The sequence below is a fragment of the Nocardioides sp. Z35_8 genome (genome assembly GCF_059621125.1).
Genome location: NZ_JCAQIE010000004.1, coordinates 1 through 13495 on the forward strand (window position 1 = coordinate 1; position 13495 = coordinate 13495).

General features: G+C 70.9%; 13 protein-coding genes. 3 read left to right on the forward strand and 10 right to left on the reverse strand.

The annotated features are described in order from the left end of the window. Both AC54T2_RS16410 and AC54T2_RS16415 read right to left on the reverse strand, forming a co-directional pair. A partial coding sequence (locus AC54T2_RS16410; RefSeq protein WP_496666904.1) for a VOC family protein occupies positions 1–155 on the reverse strand: 155 nt, incomplete at its 3' end. 295 nt (positions 156–450) lie between these two features. After that, positions 451–759, reverse strand: a complete 309-nt coding sequence (locus tag AC54T2_RS16415; RefSeq protein ID WP_496666714.1) for a hypothetical protein — start codon at positions 757–759, stop codon at positions 451–453. Positions 760–916: 157 nt separating this feature from the next. Between AC54T2_RS16415 and AC54T2_RS16420 the strand changes: the two genes are divergently transcribed. Together AC54T2_RS16420 and AC54T2_RS16425 are read left to right on the forward strand one after the other, a co-directional pair. Then, entirely contained in the window at positions 917–1414 is a 498-nt protein-coding gene (locus tag AC54T2_RS16420) for an Rv1443c family protein (RefSeq protein ID WP_496666905.1), read from the forward strand. Positions 1415–1667: 253 nt separating this feature from the next. Then, entirely contained in the window at positions 1668–2873 is a 1206-nt protein-coding gene (locus AC54T2_RS16425; protein WP_496666906.1) for a transposase, read from the forward strand. An 80-nt stretch (positions 2874–2953) separates the two neighbouring features. Here AC54T2_RS16425 and AC54T2_RS16430 read toward each other — a convergent pair whose 3' ends face one another. From AC54T2_RS16430 to AC54T2_RS16450, 5 genes are all read right to left on the reverse strand, one after another. After that, entirely contained in the window at positions 2954–6406 is a 3453-nt protein-coding gene (locus AC54T2_RS16430) for an ATP-binding protein (protein WP_496666715.1), read from the reverse strand. Between the two features lie 32 nt (positions 6407–6438). Continuing rightward, positions 6439–7215 carry a DUF4194 domain-containing protein gene (locus AC54T2_RS16435; protein ID WP_489976837.1) on the reverse strand — a complete coding sequence of 259 codons (777 nt, stop codon included), beginning with the start codon at positions 7213–7215 and terminating at the stop codon, positions 6439–6441. Next, positions 7212–8714: a DUF3375 family protein gene (locus AC54T2_RS16440; protein ID WP_489976836.1), complete on the reverse strand. Its 1503-nt coding sequence runs from the start codon at positions 8712–8714 to the stop codon at positions 7212–7214. Before AC54T2_RS16440 ends, AC54T2_RS16435 begins: the two co-directional genes overlap by 4 nt. A gap of 117 nt (positions 8715–8831) precedes the next feature. Next, on the reverse strand, positions 8832–9488 hold the full coding sequence (locus AC54T2_RS16445) for a response regulator (protein ID WP_496666716.1): 657 nt from the start codon (positions 9486–9488) through the stop codon (positions 8832–8834). Further along, complete coding sequence (locus AC54T2_RS16450; RefSeq protein ID WP_496666717.1) at positions 9485–10624, reverse strand: sensor histidine kinase; 1140 nt, start codon at positions 10622–10624, stop codon at positions 9485–9487. Before AC54T2_RS16450 ends, AC54T2_RS16445 begins: the two co-directional genes overlap by 4 nt. A gap of 162 nt (positions 10625–10786) precedes the next feature. Between AC54T2_RS16450 and AC54T2_RS16455 the strand changes: the two genes are divergently transcribed. Beyond that, positions 10787–11281, forward strand: coding sequence for a DUF6326 family protein (locus AC54T2_RS16455; protein ID WP_186342760.1), 495 nt, complete (start codon positions 10787–10789; stop codon positions 11279–11281). A 16-nt stretch (positions 11282–11297) separates the two neighbouring features. Here the strand turns inward: AC54T2_RS16455 and AC54T2_RS16460 are convergent, their stop codons facing one another. The 3 genes from AC54T2_RS16460 to AC54T2_RS16470 all read right to left on the reverse strand — a co-directional run bounded on the left by AC54T2_RS16460 (position 11298) and on the right by AC54T2_RS16470 (position 13390). Then, positions 11298–12137, reverse strand: a complete 840-nt coding sequence (locus AC54T2_RS16460; RefSeq protein ID WP_496666718.1) for a universal stress protein — start codon at positions 12135–12137, stop codon at positions 11298–11300. A gap of 71 nt (positions 12138–12208) precedes the next feature. Further along, positions 12209–12877 (reverse strand): DUF2238 domain-containing protein, encoded by a 669-nt coding sequence (locus tag AC54T2_RS16465; RefSeq protein ID WP_496666719.1) that lies wholly within the window; start codon positions 12875–12877, stop codon positions 12209–12211. 96 nt (positions 12878–12973) lie between these two features. After that, positions 12974–13390, reverse strand: coding sequence for an Hsp20/alpha crystallin family protein (locus AC54T2_RS16470; RefSeq protein ID WP_186342750.1), 417 nt, complete (start codon positions 13388–13390; stop codon positions 12974–12976). Positions 13391–13495 lie beyond the last annotated feature (105 nt).

Consider the following 13495-nt stretch of genomic DNA (forward strand, 5'->3'; position numbering starts at 1 on the left):
TCCGGCAAGCCGAGCTGCGAGCGATGCCCCTCGCCTATGCGGACGTGCTCGACGAAGCCGAAGACCTCGGTGTACCACGCGACGGCTGATCTGACGTCGGCCACGATGAGCACCGGAGTCACTCGCGCGTGCGGTGCCGAACGGTTTGTGAGCACCCGATCAGACTAGAGCGCGAGGGGTGCCGTGTCTGTGGCGTCGAGGAGCCGATGAGAGGGAACGGCACCGCCTCGCGGCGCAAAGCCGCACTCATCGCGGCATGAGAATCCAGGAAACCGCTTCGCTGCTGCCCGTGCCTGGGCCGAATGAACGGCGTCTCGCTCATGATTCGGATTCCATCACGCGCCAGAGTCAGGCCTCCGGTCATCGGCAGATTCGGATGCTGATCAGCCGCCCATGGGTCGAGTGCGGACTGCTACAACTCGCTGGTGCGGCCCGGGCTGGGTCACCTAGTCATGTCAGAGCAACGACCGTTTCCACCTCGTTGTCGGCCTCCGGGTCAGTCACCACAGCGGTGGCGAGGTTGAGAAGTCCGTGGCCTTCCAGGACTGGGCGCACAACTCGAACGAGGTCATCGACGTCGGAGCCGATCGCGAAGAAGATGATGTAGTCCACGTCGTGGTCGGCGTCGTCGCCGTCAGCACCCGCCTGCTCAAGTGCCTCGTCGAGGTCGGACATCAGCTTCTCGTACCCAGACAGCCACTCGTCGCCGTCGCCCCAGGCGGTGTACGGCACTCGGATCTGGAGTTCGTGTTCGGACATGGCCTGAGGTTAGGACGGGTCGCTGACCTTTTGTACGCGACGGGCCAGAGTCGTCCGCACATCGGCATGAGCGGAAGTCCGTAGCACGGCCATAGGAACGGTGTGCAATCGTGCAGCGAGGACATTCGGCATAGGGAGCGGCGTGGCGACGAGGACCGTGGAGAATCACGTTGACCTTCCGGAGCCTCCGGCAGCGGTTTGGCAGCGGGTCGTTAGTGCCGAAGGCATAAATCACGAGATGTGGCCCTGGATGACAATGACCATGCCGCGCCGAGCGGCGGGACTGACGGTAGAGACTCTCCCGCTGGGCCAGCCCATCGGTCGCGCTTGGCTCCGACTGTTCGGCCTCGTCCCGTTCGACTTCGACCACCTGATGATCGATGAACTTGAGCGGGGCGTCCGGTTTCTGGAGCGCTCCACCATGTTGAGCATGCGGCACTGGGAGCATGAGCGGACGTTGACACCGGTCCCGGAGGGCACCCGAGTTCATGACCGCGTCACCCTGCAACCCCGCCTGCCCGTTCCTGGACTCTCCATGCTGCTGGCGCGCATAGTCGGCGCCTTCTTCCGCCATCGACACAGACGGCTGCACAAGCACTTCACTACTGGTGATGTGCCGCGACCGACGACGTTCTCGACGCGCTTCTATCGTTGAGCTGCGCCCGCTCATCGGCTACTAGGAAACTTCCCGCAGGATCGGTGTCCGGCCAGACTTCGATCCAGGTGATCGGCGCGACGCTCTCTTATCGGCTGCCCACCGATGGTGTGGCTCTCATCTGGACTGCGCCTCGTCGGTCACCGTGACGAGGAGTGGCTCCAGAGGGGTCTGCCCGGCTCGTAGTAGCAATGCCCACCTCGTCGTCCTGCTGGTTCCCAGTTGCGAGGTGAGCGGGGTCGATCCCCACAAGATGTCGGTGACGATCGAGGTCGTCGACACCCACGAGCAAGCTGCTCGGTACGGGTCGTTTCGCTACAGACCGAGCCGGTTACGCAGCACTCCAGCGTTACGTGAAGCAGTGGCCCGACCGCGTTTGGGCGGTCGAGGGAGCCAACGGCGCCGGTCGTCCGCTGGCCCAACGACTCGTCGCCGCCGGCGAGCAGGTCGTCGATGTGCCGGCCAAGCTCGCGGCCCGAGTACGACTGTTCGACACCGGCACAACCGCAAGACCGACGCCCTGGACGCCCACTCCATCGCTGTCGTCGCGGTCCGCACGGCGGGCCTGCGGGTGCTGGTCGAGGCCGGTGAGCTCGAAGCCCTGCGGATGCTCACCGACCGCCGCGACGAACTCGCCCACCAGCGCGTCCAGACCCTCAACCGGCTGCAGCGACTGCTCAGCGAACTGCTGTCCGGCCAGCGCAAACGTGACCTGTCCGCCACCCAGGCCAAGGCGATGCTCGCCACCATCAGGCCCCGTGACATCGCCGGCAAGACCCGCCGTCGGATGGCTGCTGAGGAGATCGCCGACCTGGTCGCGGTCGACGCCAACCTCAAGCGGATCAAGGCCGAGCTGAAGGCCGCGGTGCGCGAGCGTGGCTCGCACTTGATGGACATCTACGGCATCGGACCGGCCGGCGCGGCACGGGTGCTGGCCGATGTCGGTGACGTGGCCCGGTTCGCCGACCGCAACCGGTTCGCGTCCTGGACCGGCACCGCGCCGCTGGACGCCTCCTCGGGCGAGCAGACCCGCCACCGTTTGTCGCGGGCCGGGAACCGGCCGGATGAACCACGTCCTGCACGTCGCTGCGATCGTGCAGATCCGCCACGACACCGAAGGCCGCGCCTACTACCGACGCAAGCTCGCCGCCGGCAAGACCCCCATGGAAGCACTGCGCTGCCTCAAACGGCGCCTGTCCGACGTCGTCTACCGACAGCTCGTCGCCGACGCCCAGAAACACGATGGAGCGGGCCCGGGAGGGCACTGCGGGGCGACACTTCAATCCAGCGCGGTCGACTCGCACCCGCTCATCGACACTTCGGGTCAGCCACTTCCCGGACCCGCGCAGCCGACGCTACGCCGACCATCTCCCCGTCGGAAGACCCTCACAACGAGCACTCCTCGACACAGAGGGTGCCAGATCCGGCAACCGGCGTCGCCAAAAGGGACACCGAGTGAGATCCATGGTGCTCCGGGGACGACGCCGCCCACGTCTGCTCCAGCCGTCACGACCTCGTGCAGCACGCCGTCGCGAGCCTTCACCCAGTGTTGATTTCTTTGGCCTCAGGCCGTGGGTCCACGGCGGAGATGGGGGTGATCCACGACTGGTGGGTGGCGCTGTTCTTGGTGATGGCGAGCAGGGCGTCCATGTGGGGCTCGAGCCCGGTGACCTTGTCGAGGGGAACGCCGACGATCAGCTGGAAGCCGAGACCTCGCCACGCCTGGACGGCACGGCCCGCGAACTCGGAGTCGGCCTTGACGAACCCCTCATCGAGGAACACCGGCGCGAACCGCGGGCGGGAACGCATCTCGTCTCCCAGCCGGAAGCGGAGCGCGGAGCCGACGATGAAGGCGACCAGCTCCTGGCTCTCGCCGCCGCTCTTCTCCCCCAGCGTGCGGTAGGTGGCACGCAGCTCGCCGGTCGCGTGGTCGTAGCGCTCAGCGCTGATCTCCACGTGGCGGCGTACGTCGAGGAGACGCTCGCGGTTGGTCAGCGTCGTCGCGGCGTCGCCGACCTGGCTGGGCTTGCGAAGCTGCCGCATGAAGCTGCTGAGCTCGGCGAACCGCTTCTCCAGCGCCTCCTCCGTGAGAGCGGTGGTGGAGCCCGAGGAGAGGGTCCGCAGATCCCGCATGAACGTCTGCACGTGGGCCGGTGCCAGGCGTCGGAGACGGATCCTGAGACGGTCGCCCGATGCGCCGAACTCGAGGCGCCGCAGGATCGCGTTGATCGGCTCGAGACGGTCCTCGATCTCCTCCACGCACGCCGCCATGGCCCCGACGAGGGGCACGAGGTCCTGACCGCTCCACTCGGTGAGGCGCCGCCTCCACTCGGCGCGGCGTGCGGCCAGGCCCTCACCCTGGATGTCCTCGAGGATGCGGGCGTAGTCGGGGTAGGAGTCCGCGGTCGAGCCGAGGTTGGGTGAGTCCCACTGGAACTTGTAGACCCGGAAGATCTGCACGAGGTCCTCGTCGACGCGCCTGACCGCGGCCTCGGCGTCGGTGACCGCCTCACGCAGTCGCTGGACGAGCCGCTGGGAGGTCTCGGCGAACCGCGCCAGGTCGTGGGGGTCGGCCGGCTCCGCGGCCGCGGCGAACTCCGCGGCCAGCGCCTCCTCCTGCCCCGGGCCGATGACGACGGTGCTGTCCTCCTCGATGGCGTGGATCCGGTCCTTGACGCTGTCCTCGGCGTCGACGAGCTCGGCGTGCGACGCGTTGAGCTCCCGCTGGCGCTGTTCGAGGCCGTAGCGGGCCCGGCGCGCCTCCTCGAGTCGGGCGGTGAGGTCGTCGATCTGGGTGTCGAGCGCCTGCAGGCGGTCGTCGGACTCCAGGATCACCGAGCGGCGCTGCTCCAGGTGCGCGATGCGGCGGTCGCTGCCGTCGACGTCGAAGTCGTCGAACCGCGCGGTCGCGACGGCGTCGTAGGAGGTGCGCTGCCGCTCGAGCACGCGCGCCTGCAGGTCCAGCTGGCCGAGCTCCGCGGAGACGGCGTCGAGCTGCTCCTCGAGGTCAGCAAGCTCGGCGTCGATGTCGGCGATCGCGTCCTCGTTGGAGAACCCGATGATGCTGCGCGCGTCGTTGCGCCCGTGGGCGCCTCGTCGGCCGTTGCGGGTCTGGCCGGCGAGGGTGACGCGGAAGCCAGGGCCAGCGAGGTCCTCGGCGGACTCGACGCACAGAGCGTTGCGGGACGGCTCCTCGACGTGCGCCCGGACCCACCCGGTGAAGGGCGTGTCCTTGAACGCGAGCTTGCCACCGACCCGTTCGGGATCAGCCGGTCCGGGGTCGGGCAGGTCGAGCTCCACCCCCTCGAAGACGAGGCGCCCGCGCAGGTGCAGTCCGTCGATGGCGGAGGAGAACCGCTCCAGGTGCTGCAGCGGGACCAGCATCATCCGGGCGCTGGCGCCGAGCACCGTCTCGATGGCGGTGCGCCACCTCGCCTCCTCGGCAGCGACGTCGACCAGCTCGGCAACGAACGGCAGGTCGTCAAGGCCGAGCCCGCTTGCTCGCGCCACCTCCGCGCGCAGCTCGTGCATGCGGGCCGGCATCCGGCCCGCGCGGCCCTCCATCGACGCCCGCTCGCGACGCAGCTCAGCCTGTCGCTGGCTGAGGGGGAACTGGCTGCGCAGCACGGCGTCACGCTCGCGCCGCAGCCGCTCCTGTTCCCGCTGGTAGCCGGCGAGCCACTGTCGGGCGTGCAGCTGGAGCACGGCGAATGCCTCGCTGGACAGCAGGGCGCCGTCGACGTCGGGCGCGTGGGCGTCTGTGGCGTCGATGAGTGGGAGCATCCGCTCCTGGAGGATGGTGCGGCGGGTCAGCCGGTCCTCCCGGACGACCTGCTCCTGCTCCAGGGACAGGGCGAGTGACTGGAGGGTCGCTCCCCCGGCAGCCCGGTGTGCTTCCTGTGCGGCCTCGAGGTCTGCGAGGTGGGTCCGCTCGACGGACGTGGTCGCGCTCAGCTCGTCGGCGGCCGCCGCCCGCTCGGCCCGGTTGTCGGCGACGGCGGCCTCGATCAGTCGCAGGTGGGCCCGGAGCAGCCACATCCGCAGTGGTGTGTCACCGCCCTTCGTCACCCCGTAGGCATCGAGCTCGTCCAGTCGTCGGGTCGCGGCCACCTTGCGGTCGTGCAGCTCGGTGATCGGCCCGAGCAGCTCGAGCTTCTGCTCCTCGGTGCGCATCGCTGAGTGGGCGGTGTCGAGGTCGTCGAAGTGCTCGATCGCGCGGTCGGCAGCGGCGAAGGTCGAAGGGCGCTCGAGGACCATGTCCTTGTAGAGCTCGTCGACGCTGCGGACCTGGTTGCCGGCCTGGATCCGGGCGAGAAGCCGCAGCGCCTTGGCGCCGTCGCCGTTGGCCCCGATGCCGAGGCGGGCGTGCAGCACGGCCGCGTACTCGGCGTAGGTCCGGTGCACCCGGATCCCGGGGAAGATCTTCTTGAGCGTGTGGGCGTGGAACCGCTCGGGCACCGCGACCTCGAGCAGGTCGAGCGTCAGCGCGCCCTCCTGCGTCGCGAGCTGCATCTGGACGTCGCCGGAGCGGGTGGCGCGGCGCGGGACGTAGTAGGTGCGCAGCGCAGTGAACCGGCCGCCCCGGTCGTTGACGAACGTCATCGCGATGGCGCCCCACGTGTCGGAGCCCTTGCCGCGCAGCAGCTGCTCGACCGGCCGCCCGGTGCGGGGGTCGTCGATGACGTCGACCGCGCCCCGGAGGTACGACAGCAGGTTGCGCTGCCCGGCCCCTCGGGCGCGGCCGGCGACCGCGTCGTTGGACGCGCCGTTGAACTTGGTGTCGGACGGCATCATCAGCGCCGTGTAGGCATCGAGGATGGTGCTCTTGCCGACGCCGGAGGCGCCGGAGATCATCGTGGCGTCGCCGCGCAGCGGCACCACCGTGAGTCCGCCGAACCCACCCCAGTTGACCATCTGCAGCAGCGACGCGCGCCATTGCATGGTGTCGTCCGAGGGGGTGGCGACGTCACGCTGCGCGAAGAGGCCGCTCACGTCCGCCGTGTCAGTCCGGTCGATGGACACGCTCACTGCTCCCTCGCGTCGTCGTCGGCGGCGTGGCCGTCCGGGTCGGGCTCGTCGTCGAAGAGGTGGGACGACTCGGGCTCCGGGAGCACCTCGCTGCTGTTGGCCGCCATCAACGCCTCGAGCAGCTCTTGCAGGAGCTCGAGCGGCAGCAGCGGCTCCACGGCCTCGCTGATCTCGAAGCGCTCGTCGTTGCCGGAGGGGATGAGCAGACCGGCCTTGACGACGCTGGCGACCGCATTGCGCGCCCGCTTCTCGTCGCCGGCCTCGTCGGTGGCGTGCGCGGGTCGGAAGCTGGCGACGTAGGACACGACGTCCTCGCGGTCGATGAACACGCGCGCGTCGCCGCCGGCCAGCCCGGCGCGCAGCCGGTCGCGTAGGTGCACCAGGACGAGCGTCTCCTCGCGCGACCACGCGGCGTCGTAGAGCAGCGTCGGGAACCGGCTGCCCGTCTCGGATGTTGCCTGTCGCTTCCAGGCCACCTCGCTCGAGCGGTCGACCTGCAGGTCGAGGAACAGCTCGTTGAGGCGGGAGCGGATCAGCCGTTCGTGCTCGACGAGCACCGGCCAGTCGCGTGGGTGGGTGCGCGCGCTGATGAAGCGCTGCTTGAGCAGCGTGACGAGGACCCGCCGCTGCGCGTACTCGAGGCCGCCCTCGTCGCCCTCGAACAGGGAGACCGAACCGTCGTCGAGCAGGTCCTCGACGAGTCCGTCGTCTGTTGCCGCCTCCGCGTCCGCGTGGGGCGCGGTCTCAGGCGCGGTGTCGGTCTCGACGCTCATGCGCGGGTCTCCCTGTCGTGCCGGGTCTCGTCCAGGTCTGGGTCGGGCAGCGGCGTCCGTGGCACCGCGAAGAGGCGCGTCGTTCCGTCGGGACGGACGGTCGCGTAGGACTCGGTCTCGTCCTCGGCCAGCCACTCGCGGTCGGCGGCGAGGTGGAGCAGGCCGAATATCTCGACCGGCCTGCGCAGTGACGGCTCCAGGTCGTCGAACAGTGCGCCGAGGGAGGCGTAGGGGAGCAGCGAGGAGGAGGCGGCGTCGAGCCGCTCACGCAAGGTCGTCAGCTTGGGCCCACCCTGCGACACCAGCTCTGCGAGCGAGACCGTCGGTGCCAGGTCTGCGTCGACCACGGTGAGACGCTCGGGCAGCACGTGGTCGGCAGGGTCGTAGAAGCGCTCGCGCAGGTGGTCGATGCTCGTGCGCGCGGGGAGCAGCGGTACGTCGTGGGTGGCGCGCGGCCCGGTCGTGGCCATCCACGTCATCAGCTCGGCCTCCACCTGGCGCAGCGTCTGCTCGAGCTCGCGGTCGCGGGCCGCGTCGTGGGAGACGATGTACTCCTTAAGGGTCGCCGTCACCCGCGACCGTTGCGCAAGCACCCGGTCGAGGCCGTCGCGGACCACCCGCACGGTGCCGCGCAGCTCGGCTCGGTCCGCGTCGCTGAGGATCCGGTCCGACAGGGGGTGCTCGAGCAGGTCGGTGAGGTCCTCGCGAAGCTGCGCCACCATCGCGTCGTCGCGCAGCAGCGCGAACGCACCTTCGAACGCACGTCCTTCGTGGGTGGCCGTCATGAGCGCGTCGGCGCGAGCCAGGTAGTCGTCGATCACCTCACCCGCCGGCCGGTCCTCGGCTCGGAACGCTGCGAGGATCTCGGCGCGGATGGTCGTGAAGCGCTCCTCGACGCGAGCGAAGTCACTCGGCAGCGCCGAGATCAGCGACAACAGCTCGGTGAACCCTTCGAGCATGTAGTCCTCGGTGGCGCCCTCCAGCACACCACCGTCGACCAGCCGATCGCGCTCGGCTCGCAGCCGCGCGATCTCCTCGTTGAGGATCGTGACTCGGGCCGTCCGATCGGGGTTGGCCTCGGAGTTGAAGCGCCGGACCGTGCCGAGGATGGTGGCGACCCGGTGCTCGCTGAGCGTGGCCCGATCGCGCGCCAGGTTCTTCACCAGCTCCAACGCCTGCTGCGCGTGCGAGGTCAGCACGTAGACCTCGTGTCCGCCCTCGTCGAGCGATCGGACCAGCCACTGACCGCGCATCCAGCGCTGACAGATGTCGCGGCCGGTGCCACTGGGGACGTCCTGCTCCCCCGCCAGCCTCATCTGCGCGACGTGCTCCTCGACCTGCGTGTGCAGGCGAGCCGTGGGGATCGGGTTGTTGTTGCGGCCGAAAGCAGTGCGGAAGATGGTGATCACCACGGGCGCCTGCCGTTGGTGGAGCAGCGTCAGCGTGGGTTGGCCGAAGGCACCCTTGACGCGCGCGAGCTCGCCCGTGATCTCGCTCAACGTCTAGGCCCCCACTCGTTCCCACCTGGTGCTCGGGGCGCAAGCATGACAAAGCCCCCCGACAGGAGGGATGGCGACCCGCGAGTTGCGCGGCGATGCGGAGCGGGTCACGACCGGCTAATCGGCTCTCACGCGTCTGGTGTCGTGCGCCCACATCGCGACCTCGACGCGGTTGCGGGCGCCGAGCTTGGCCATCAACGACGCGACGTGGGTCTTGACCGTGCTCAGGCCCACGAAGAGCTCGGTGGCGATCTCGGCGTTGGTCCGTCCCCGCGCCACCAGTGCGAGCACCTCCTCCTCGCGCTCGGTGAGCGGGGTGACGGGCTGGACCGGTGCCACCGGCGCGTGGTCGGCGAAGGTCGCCAGCAGCCGGCGGGTGACGTTGGGGGCGATCAGCGCGTCCCCGTCGGCTGCGGCATGGATGGCCTGCACGAGGAGCTCCGGCCCCGCGTCCTTGAGCAGGAAGCCGCGGGCGCCGGCGCGCAGCGCGCCGAGGACGTACTCGTCGAGGTCGAAGGTGGTGATCACGACCACCGCCATGGGTTCGGGCACGTCCGGCCCGGCCAGGCGCCGCGTCACCTCGACGCCGTCGAGCCCAGGCATCCGGATGTCGACGAGGAGGACGTCGGGACGGAGCCGGGTCGCCAGGTCGAGCGCCGCGAGCCCGTCCGCTGCCTCCCCCACGACCTCGAGATCGGGTTGCGCGCCGAGGATCATCACGAGCCCGGTCCGGACCAGGTCCTGGTCGTCGGCCACGACGACACGGATGCTCATGCCGGCGCCTGCACCGGCAGCACGGCCTCGACCACCCAGCCGCCCTCGGGCCGCGGGCCCGCGGAGAACGACCCGCCGAGGAGCTGGACGCGCTCGGCCATGCCCAGCAGGCCGAACCCGGGCTTCGGCGCTGGCCCCGGCTCGGCCCGTCCGTCGTCGCTGACGCGCAGCGTGACGGCGTCGCCCTCGCGGCGTACGTCGATCCCGACGCGGGTCGCGCTCCGCGCGTGCCGTACGGCGTTGGTGAGCGCCTCCTGCGCGAGCCGGTAGAGCGCGGCGTCCACGGGTGGTGCCAGCCGCGACAACGAGCCGTCCACCGAGACCTCGACCGCGGGCGTCGGGTCGGCGCGGGCCAGCGCAGGCAGGTCCGCGACACCCGGCTGCGGTGCGTAGGCGACCGCCTCCTCCTCCCGCAGCACCCGCACCATGGACCTCATCTCCGCCAGCGTTCGCGACGCCTCGGACTCGATCGCGGCCAGGATCTCCGCAGCCCTCTCGGGCTGGGTGCCGGCGACGACGCCACCGGCCTGGGCCTGCACCGCGATGGCCGAGACGTGGTGGGCCACCGTGTCGTGCAGCTCGCGCGCGAGCGCGACCCGCTCCTGGTTGCGGATCTCACGCTGCTGGCGGAGCCAGAGGTCCGCGCGGTAGCGGAACACCGCCGCGAGGGCGATGACCAGCAACAGCAGGACGGTCCCGCCGAAGATGTCGGCCCAGCCCGCGGACCCGGCGTACATCCCCAGCGCGACGACGACCGCCACGAACGCCGTACCCACGACCACCTCGCGGCCCGAGCCCCACCGCACCAGGGAGTAGAGCAGGACCAGCACGGCCGCCATGGAGTAGAGGCCGAGGTCCCCGTCGTGCGCGGCCACCTGGAGCACGGAGAGCACCCCCGCGACGCCCCACCCCACCAGGGCGGTCACCAGGGGGCGATGCCGCCGCCGGAGCAGCGCAGGAACCAGCGCCAGGGCGAGCACCGTCACCAGGGGCCGCCAGGCCACGCCCGGTCGAGCGGCGCCCTCGACCAGGACGCCGGCCGCGAACACGCCCACCAGCAGCCAGTCGGGCCGGCCGACGGGTGGGGCGTCGGCAGGCCGCGGCTCGTGCCAGACGGAGCGCGGGACGGTGACCACGGCGCCAGCCTAGGGATCGGGGCGCCTCGGCGTGCCCGCCGAAAGTACGAGCGAGGAACCGTGCCATCGGCCGGGCGAGCTCCGGCCTCGAAGCCGAGGCGCCCGCGACGTGGCGCAGGGACCGTGGACGCACCGATCCCCACCACGACAACGGAGCCCGACATGAATGCACCTCACCGCACGCCCCTGGAAGACCGGACGATCCCCGTGCAGGCCAAGCTCGCCGCCGCGTGGACGAGCTTCATGTTCCTGTACGTCTACGTGGACGTCCTCGGCTTCTACACGCCCGGCATGGTCGAGGACATCCTCGACGGCAAGGTCTACGAGTTCGACCTCTCCCAGACCTTCTCGGTGGCGGCGCTGACCGCCCTGGCCGTCCCGATCTTCATGGTGGTGCTGTCGACGACGCTGCCTGCCAGGGTGAACCGCACCACGAACCTCGTCGTGGCCGCGCTCTACGTGCCCTTCACGGTCTTCAACATCGCGGGCGGGTTCTATCTGTACTTCTACGGGCTCGGCGTCGTGCTGGAGCTGGTCCTCCTCGCCCTCGTCCTGCGGTGGGCCTGGACCTGGCCCCGCACCGCGCCGACGGCGACCCCGCCGAGCAGGGCGACCCGTCCGGCGCGGGACGCCGTTCGCGCCCGGCAGCAGGCGTGACCCCGCGAGCGGCGGCTCAGCGCACCACCATGACCGGGCAGCGCGCCCGGTGCAGGACGGCGTGGCTGACGGAGCCGAGGAGCAGTCCGGCGAAGGGGTTGAGCCCTCGCGACCCCACGACGACAAGCGAGGCGTGCTTGGACGCCTCGATGAGGGCCGCAGCCGGCGCGAGCGCGATGAGATCCGACTCGATGTCCACCTCGGGATGGCGGGCGGCCGCCGCCTCGACGGTCGCGGCGAGGCGCTCCCCCTCGTCGTTGAGGAGCCGGCCGAGGGCGTCCGGCATCTCTCCGTGTCGGTCGACGTGGACCGTGCCGACGGCGGCCGCCCGCACCGCGGACACCGTCTCGCCGGTCGCCCGGGCGTGCCGGCACGCGACGTCGAGCGCAGCGTCGCTCGCGGCGGACCCGTCCACACCGACGACGATCCGCCGGGCGTCCGACGCATCGGCGACCCGGACCACGACGACCGGGCACGCAGCGTGGGTCGCGAGGTGCTGGCTCACCGAGCCGACGAAGAGCTCACCGGCCAGGCCGTGTCCGCGGCCGCCCACCACGAGGAGGGCGGCATCGCGGGAGAGGTCGACCAGGGTCGTCACCGCAGGGCCGTGCGTGCGGACCACGGTGGCGGCGTCGACGGGCGCCTCGGCCAGGATCGCCGTGGCACGCCGCTCCACCTCGATCCAGTGGTCGGCTGGCTGCCACGCGACACCGGGCGTGGCGCCGGTCTCCTCGACGATGGCCACGGTCACCGGGCGGCGTTGGAGCTGGGCATCTCGCACCGCCCATCCCAGTGCGAGATCCGCGTCGGTGGACCCGTCGTAGGCGACGAGGATGCTGCGCGTGGTGTCGTCCATGAGGCGAGCATGTACGTGCGCGGGCGACCATCGCCAGAGTCGGAGGTCCCGTCGCCGGCACCGCGGGGGCCTCAGCCCGCCGGACCTCCGGGCCGTGACGGCCGTCGGGTGGCGCCCAGGTGGGGCGGCGTGGGCAGGACCCCCGGGCGGTGGAACCCGGGCAGCCCGAGCAGGACGGCGGCGAGCACGGCACCCATCCAGTCGAGCGTGAGGTCGCCCACCGTGTCGGCGTACGCCGTGCCGGCCTCGCCCGAGCGGGTGACGAACGCGAGGTACTCCCACACCTCCCAGGCGACCCCGAGGGTCATGGCCACCGACACCGACACCTCCAGCCGCCGCCGCAACGGCGCCTCGACGGCGCCGGTGAAGATGACCGCAGCGGCGCCGAGCAGACCGGTGTTGACGAAGTGGACGAGGTCGTCGAACCACACCACCTGGTCGTAGAGGTCCAGCCGGTTGCCCAGGATGTCGGAGAACGCCGGCACGGTGACCATCAGGTCGGCCAGCCACGGGTAGGGCCCCGCCGGGCGGCGCAGCCAGTAGACCAGCGGCACCAGGAAGGCGAGCAGCGGATAGGTGACCGCACGGGTGCCGGGTGCCTTGCCCTCCAGGTTGCCCCAGGCGGGGTCGATGGCCACCCGGGCCATGGCCAGGACCAGCACCACCTTGGCGAGCAGGTCGAGGACGATCACCCACGAGGGGACCACGCGTGGATGCACGCCCTCGGCGAGCGAGCTCACCCCTCACCCCGTCCCCGCCGGCCCGGCGGGCGGCGCGGCGCCGGGATCCGCGGCGGCGGGGGGTCGTCCGACGACCGGGGCATCGCCCGCGGCGCGTCAGTCACCCGAGCGCGCGACGGGGATGCGCGTCGGCTCGGACACCTCGCCGTCGGACGGGATCGTCACGGTCAGCACGCCCGAGGCGTACGACGCCGTCACGTCCTTGCCCGTGCTCCCCTTGGGCAGCGGGAGGCGGCGGCTGAACGACCCGAAGCGCAGCTCGCTGTGGTGGTCGTCGTGCTCCTCGTGCCGCCGCTCGCCGTGGATGACGAGGTAGCCGTCGTCGACGGTGACGCTGACGTCCTTGTCGGGGTCGATGCCGGGGAGGTCCGCCCGCACGACGTACTTCCCGTCCTCGCGGTACTCCTCGACGGGGATGAAGCCCTCGTCGTACGACTGGCGGAAGGGGGCCACCGTCTCGAGCCAGTCCACCATCTCGGCGAAGGGACTCTGGGTGCGTCGCGTCAGTGCCATGGGCGTGCCTCTCGGTCGGGGTCTGGTCTCCCCCATGCTCGTCCGCAGCACGGCGCCCCAGCAGAGGCGCACGGACCGGGCCACTCGACCCGGGACCTCTGCTCG

Bases quoted from the DNA above. Each gene is read 5' to 3' on its own strand.
- AC54T2_RS16415 (WP_496666714.1), bottom strand. From the start codon at position 759: ATGTCCGAACACGAACTCCAGATCCGAGTGCCGTACACCGCCTGGGGC.
- AC54T2_RS16425 (WP_496666906.1), top strand. From the start codon at position 1,668: ATGTCGGTGACGATCGAGGTCGTCGACACCCACGAGCAAGCTGCTCGG.
- AC54T2_RS16435 (WP_489976837.1), bottom strand. From the start codon at position 7,215: ATGAGCGTCGAGACCGACACCGCGCCTGAGACCGCGCCCCACGCGGAC.
- AC54T2_RS16445 (WP_496666716.1), bottom strand. From the start codon at position 9,488: ATGAGCATCCGTGTCGTCGTGGCCGACGACCAGGACCTGGTCCGGACC.
- AC54T2_RS16455 (WP_186342760.1), top strand. From the start codon at position 10,787: ATGAATGCACCTCACCGCACGCCCCTGGAAGACCGGACGATCCCCGTG.
- AC54T2_RS16460 (WP_496666718.1), bottom strand. From the start codon at position 12,137: ATGGACGACACCACGCGCAGCATCCTCGTCGCCTACGACGGGTCCACC.
- AC54T2_RS16470 (WP_186342750.1), bottom strand. From the start codon at position 13,390: ATGGCACTGACGCGACGCACCCAGAGTCCCTTCGCCGAGATGGTGGAC.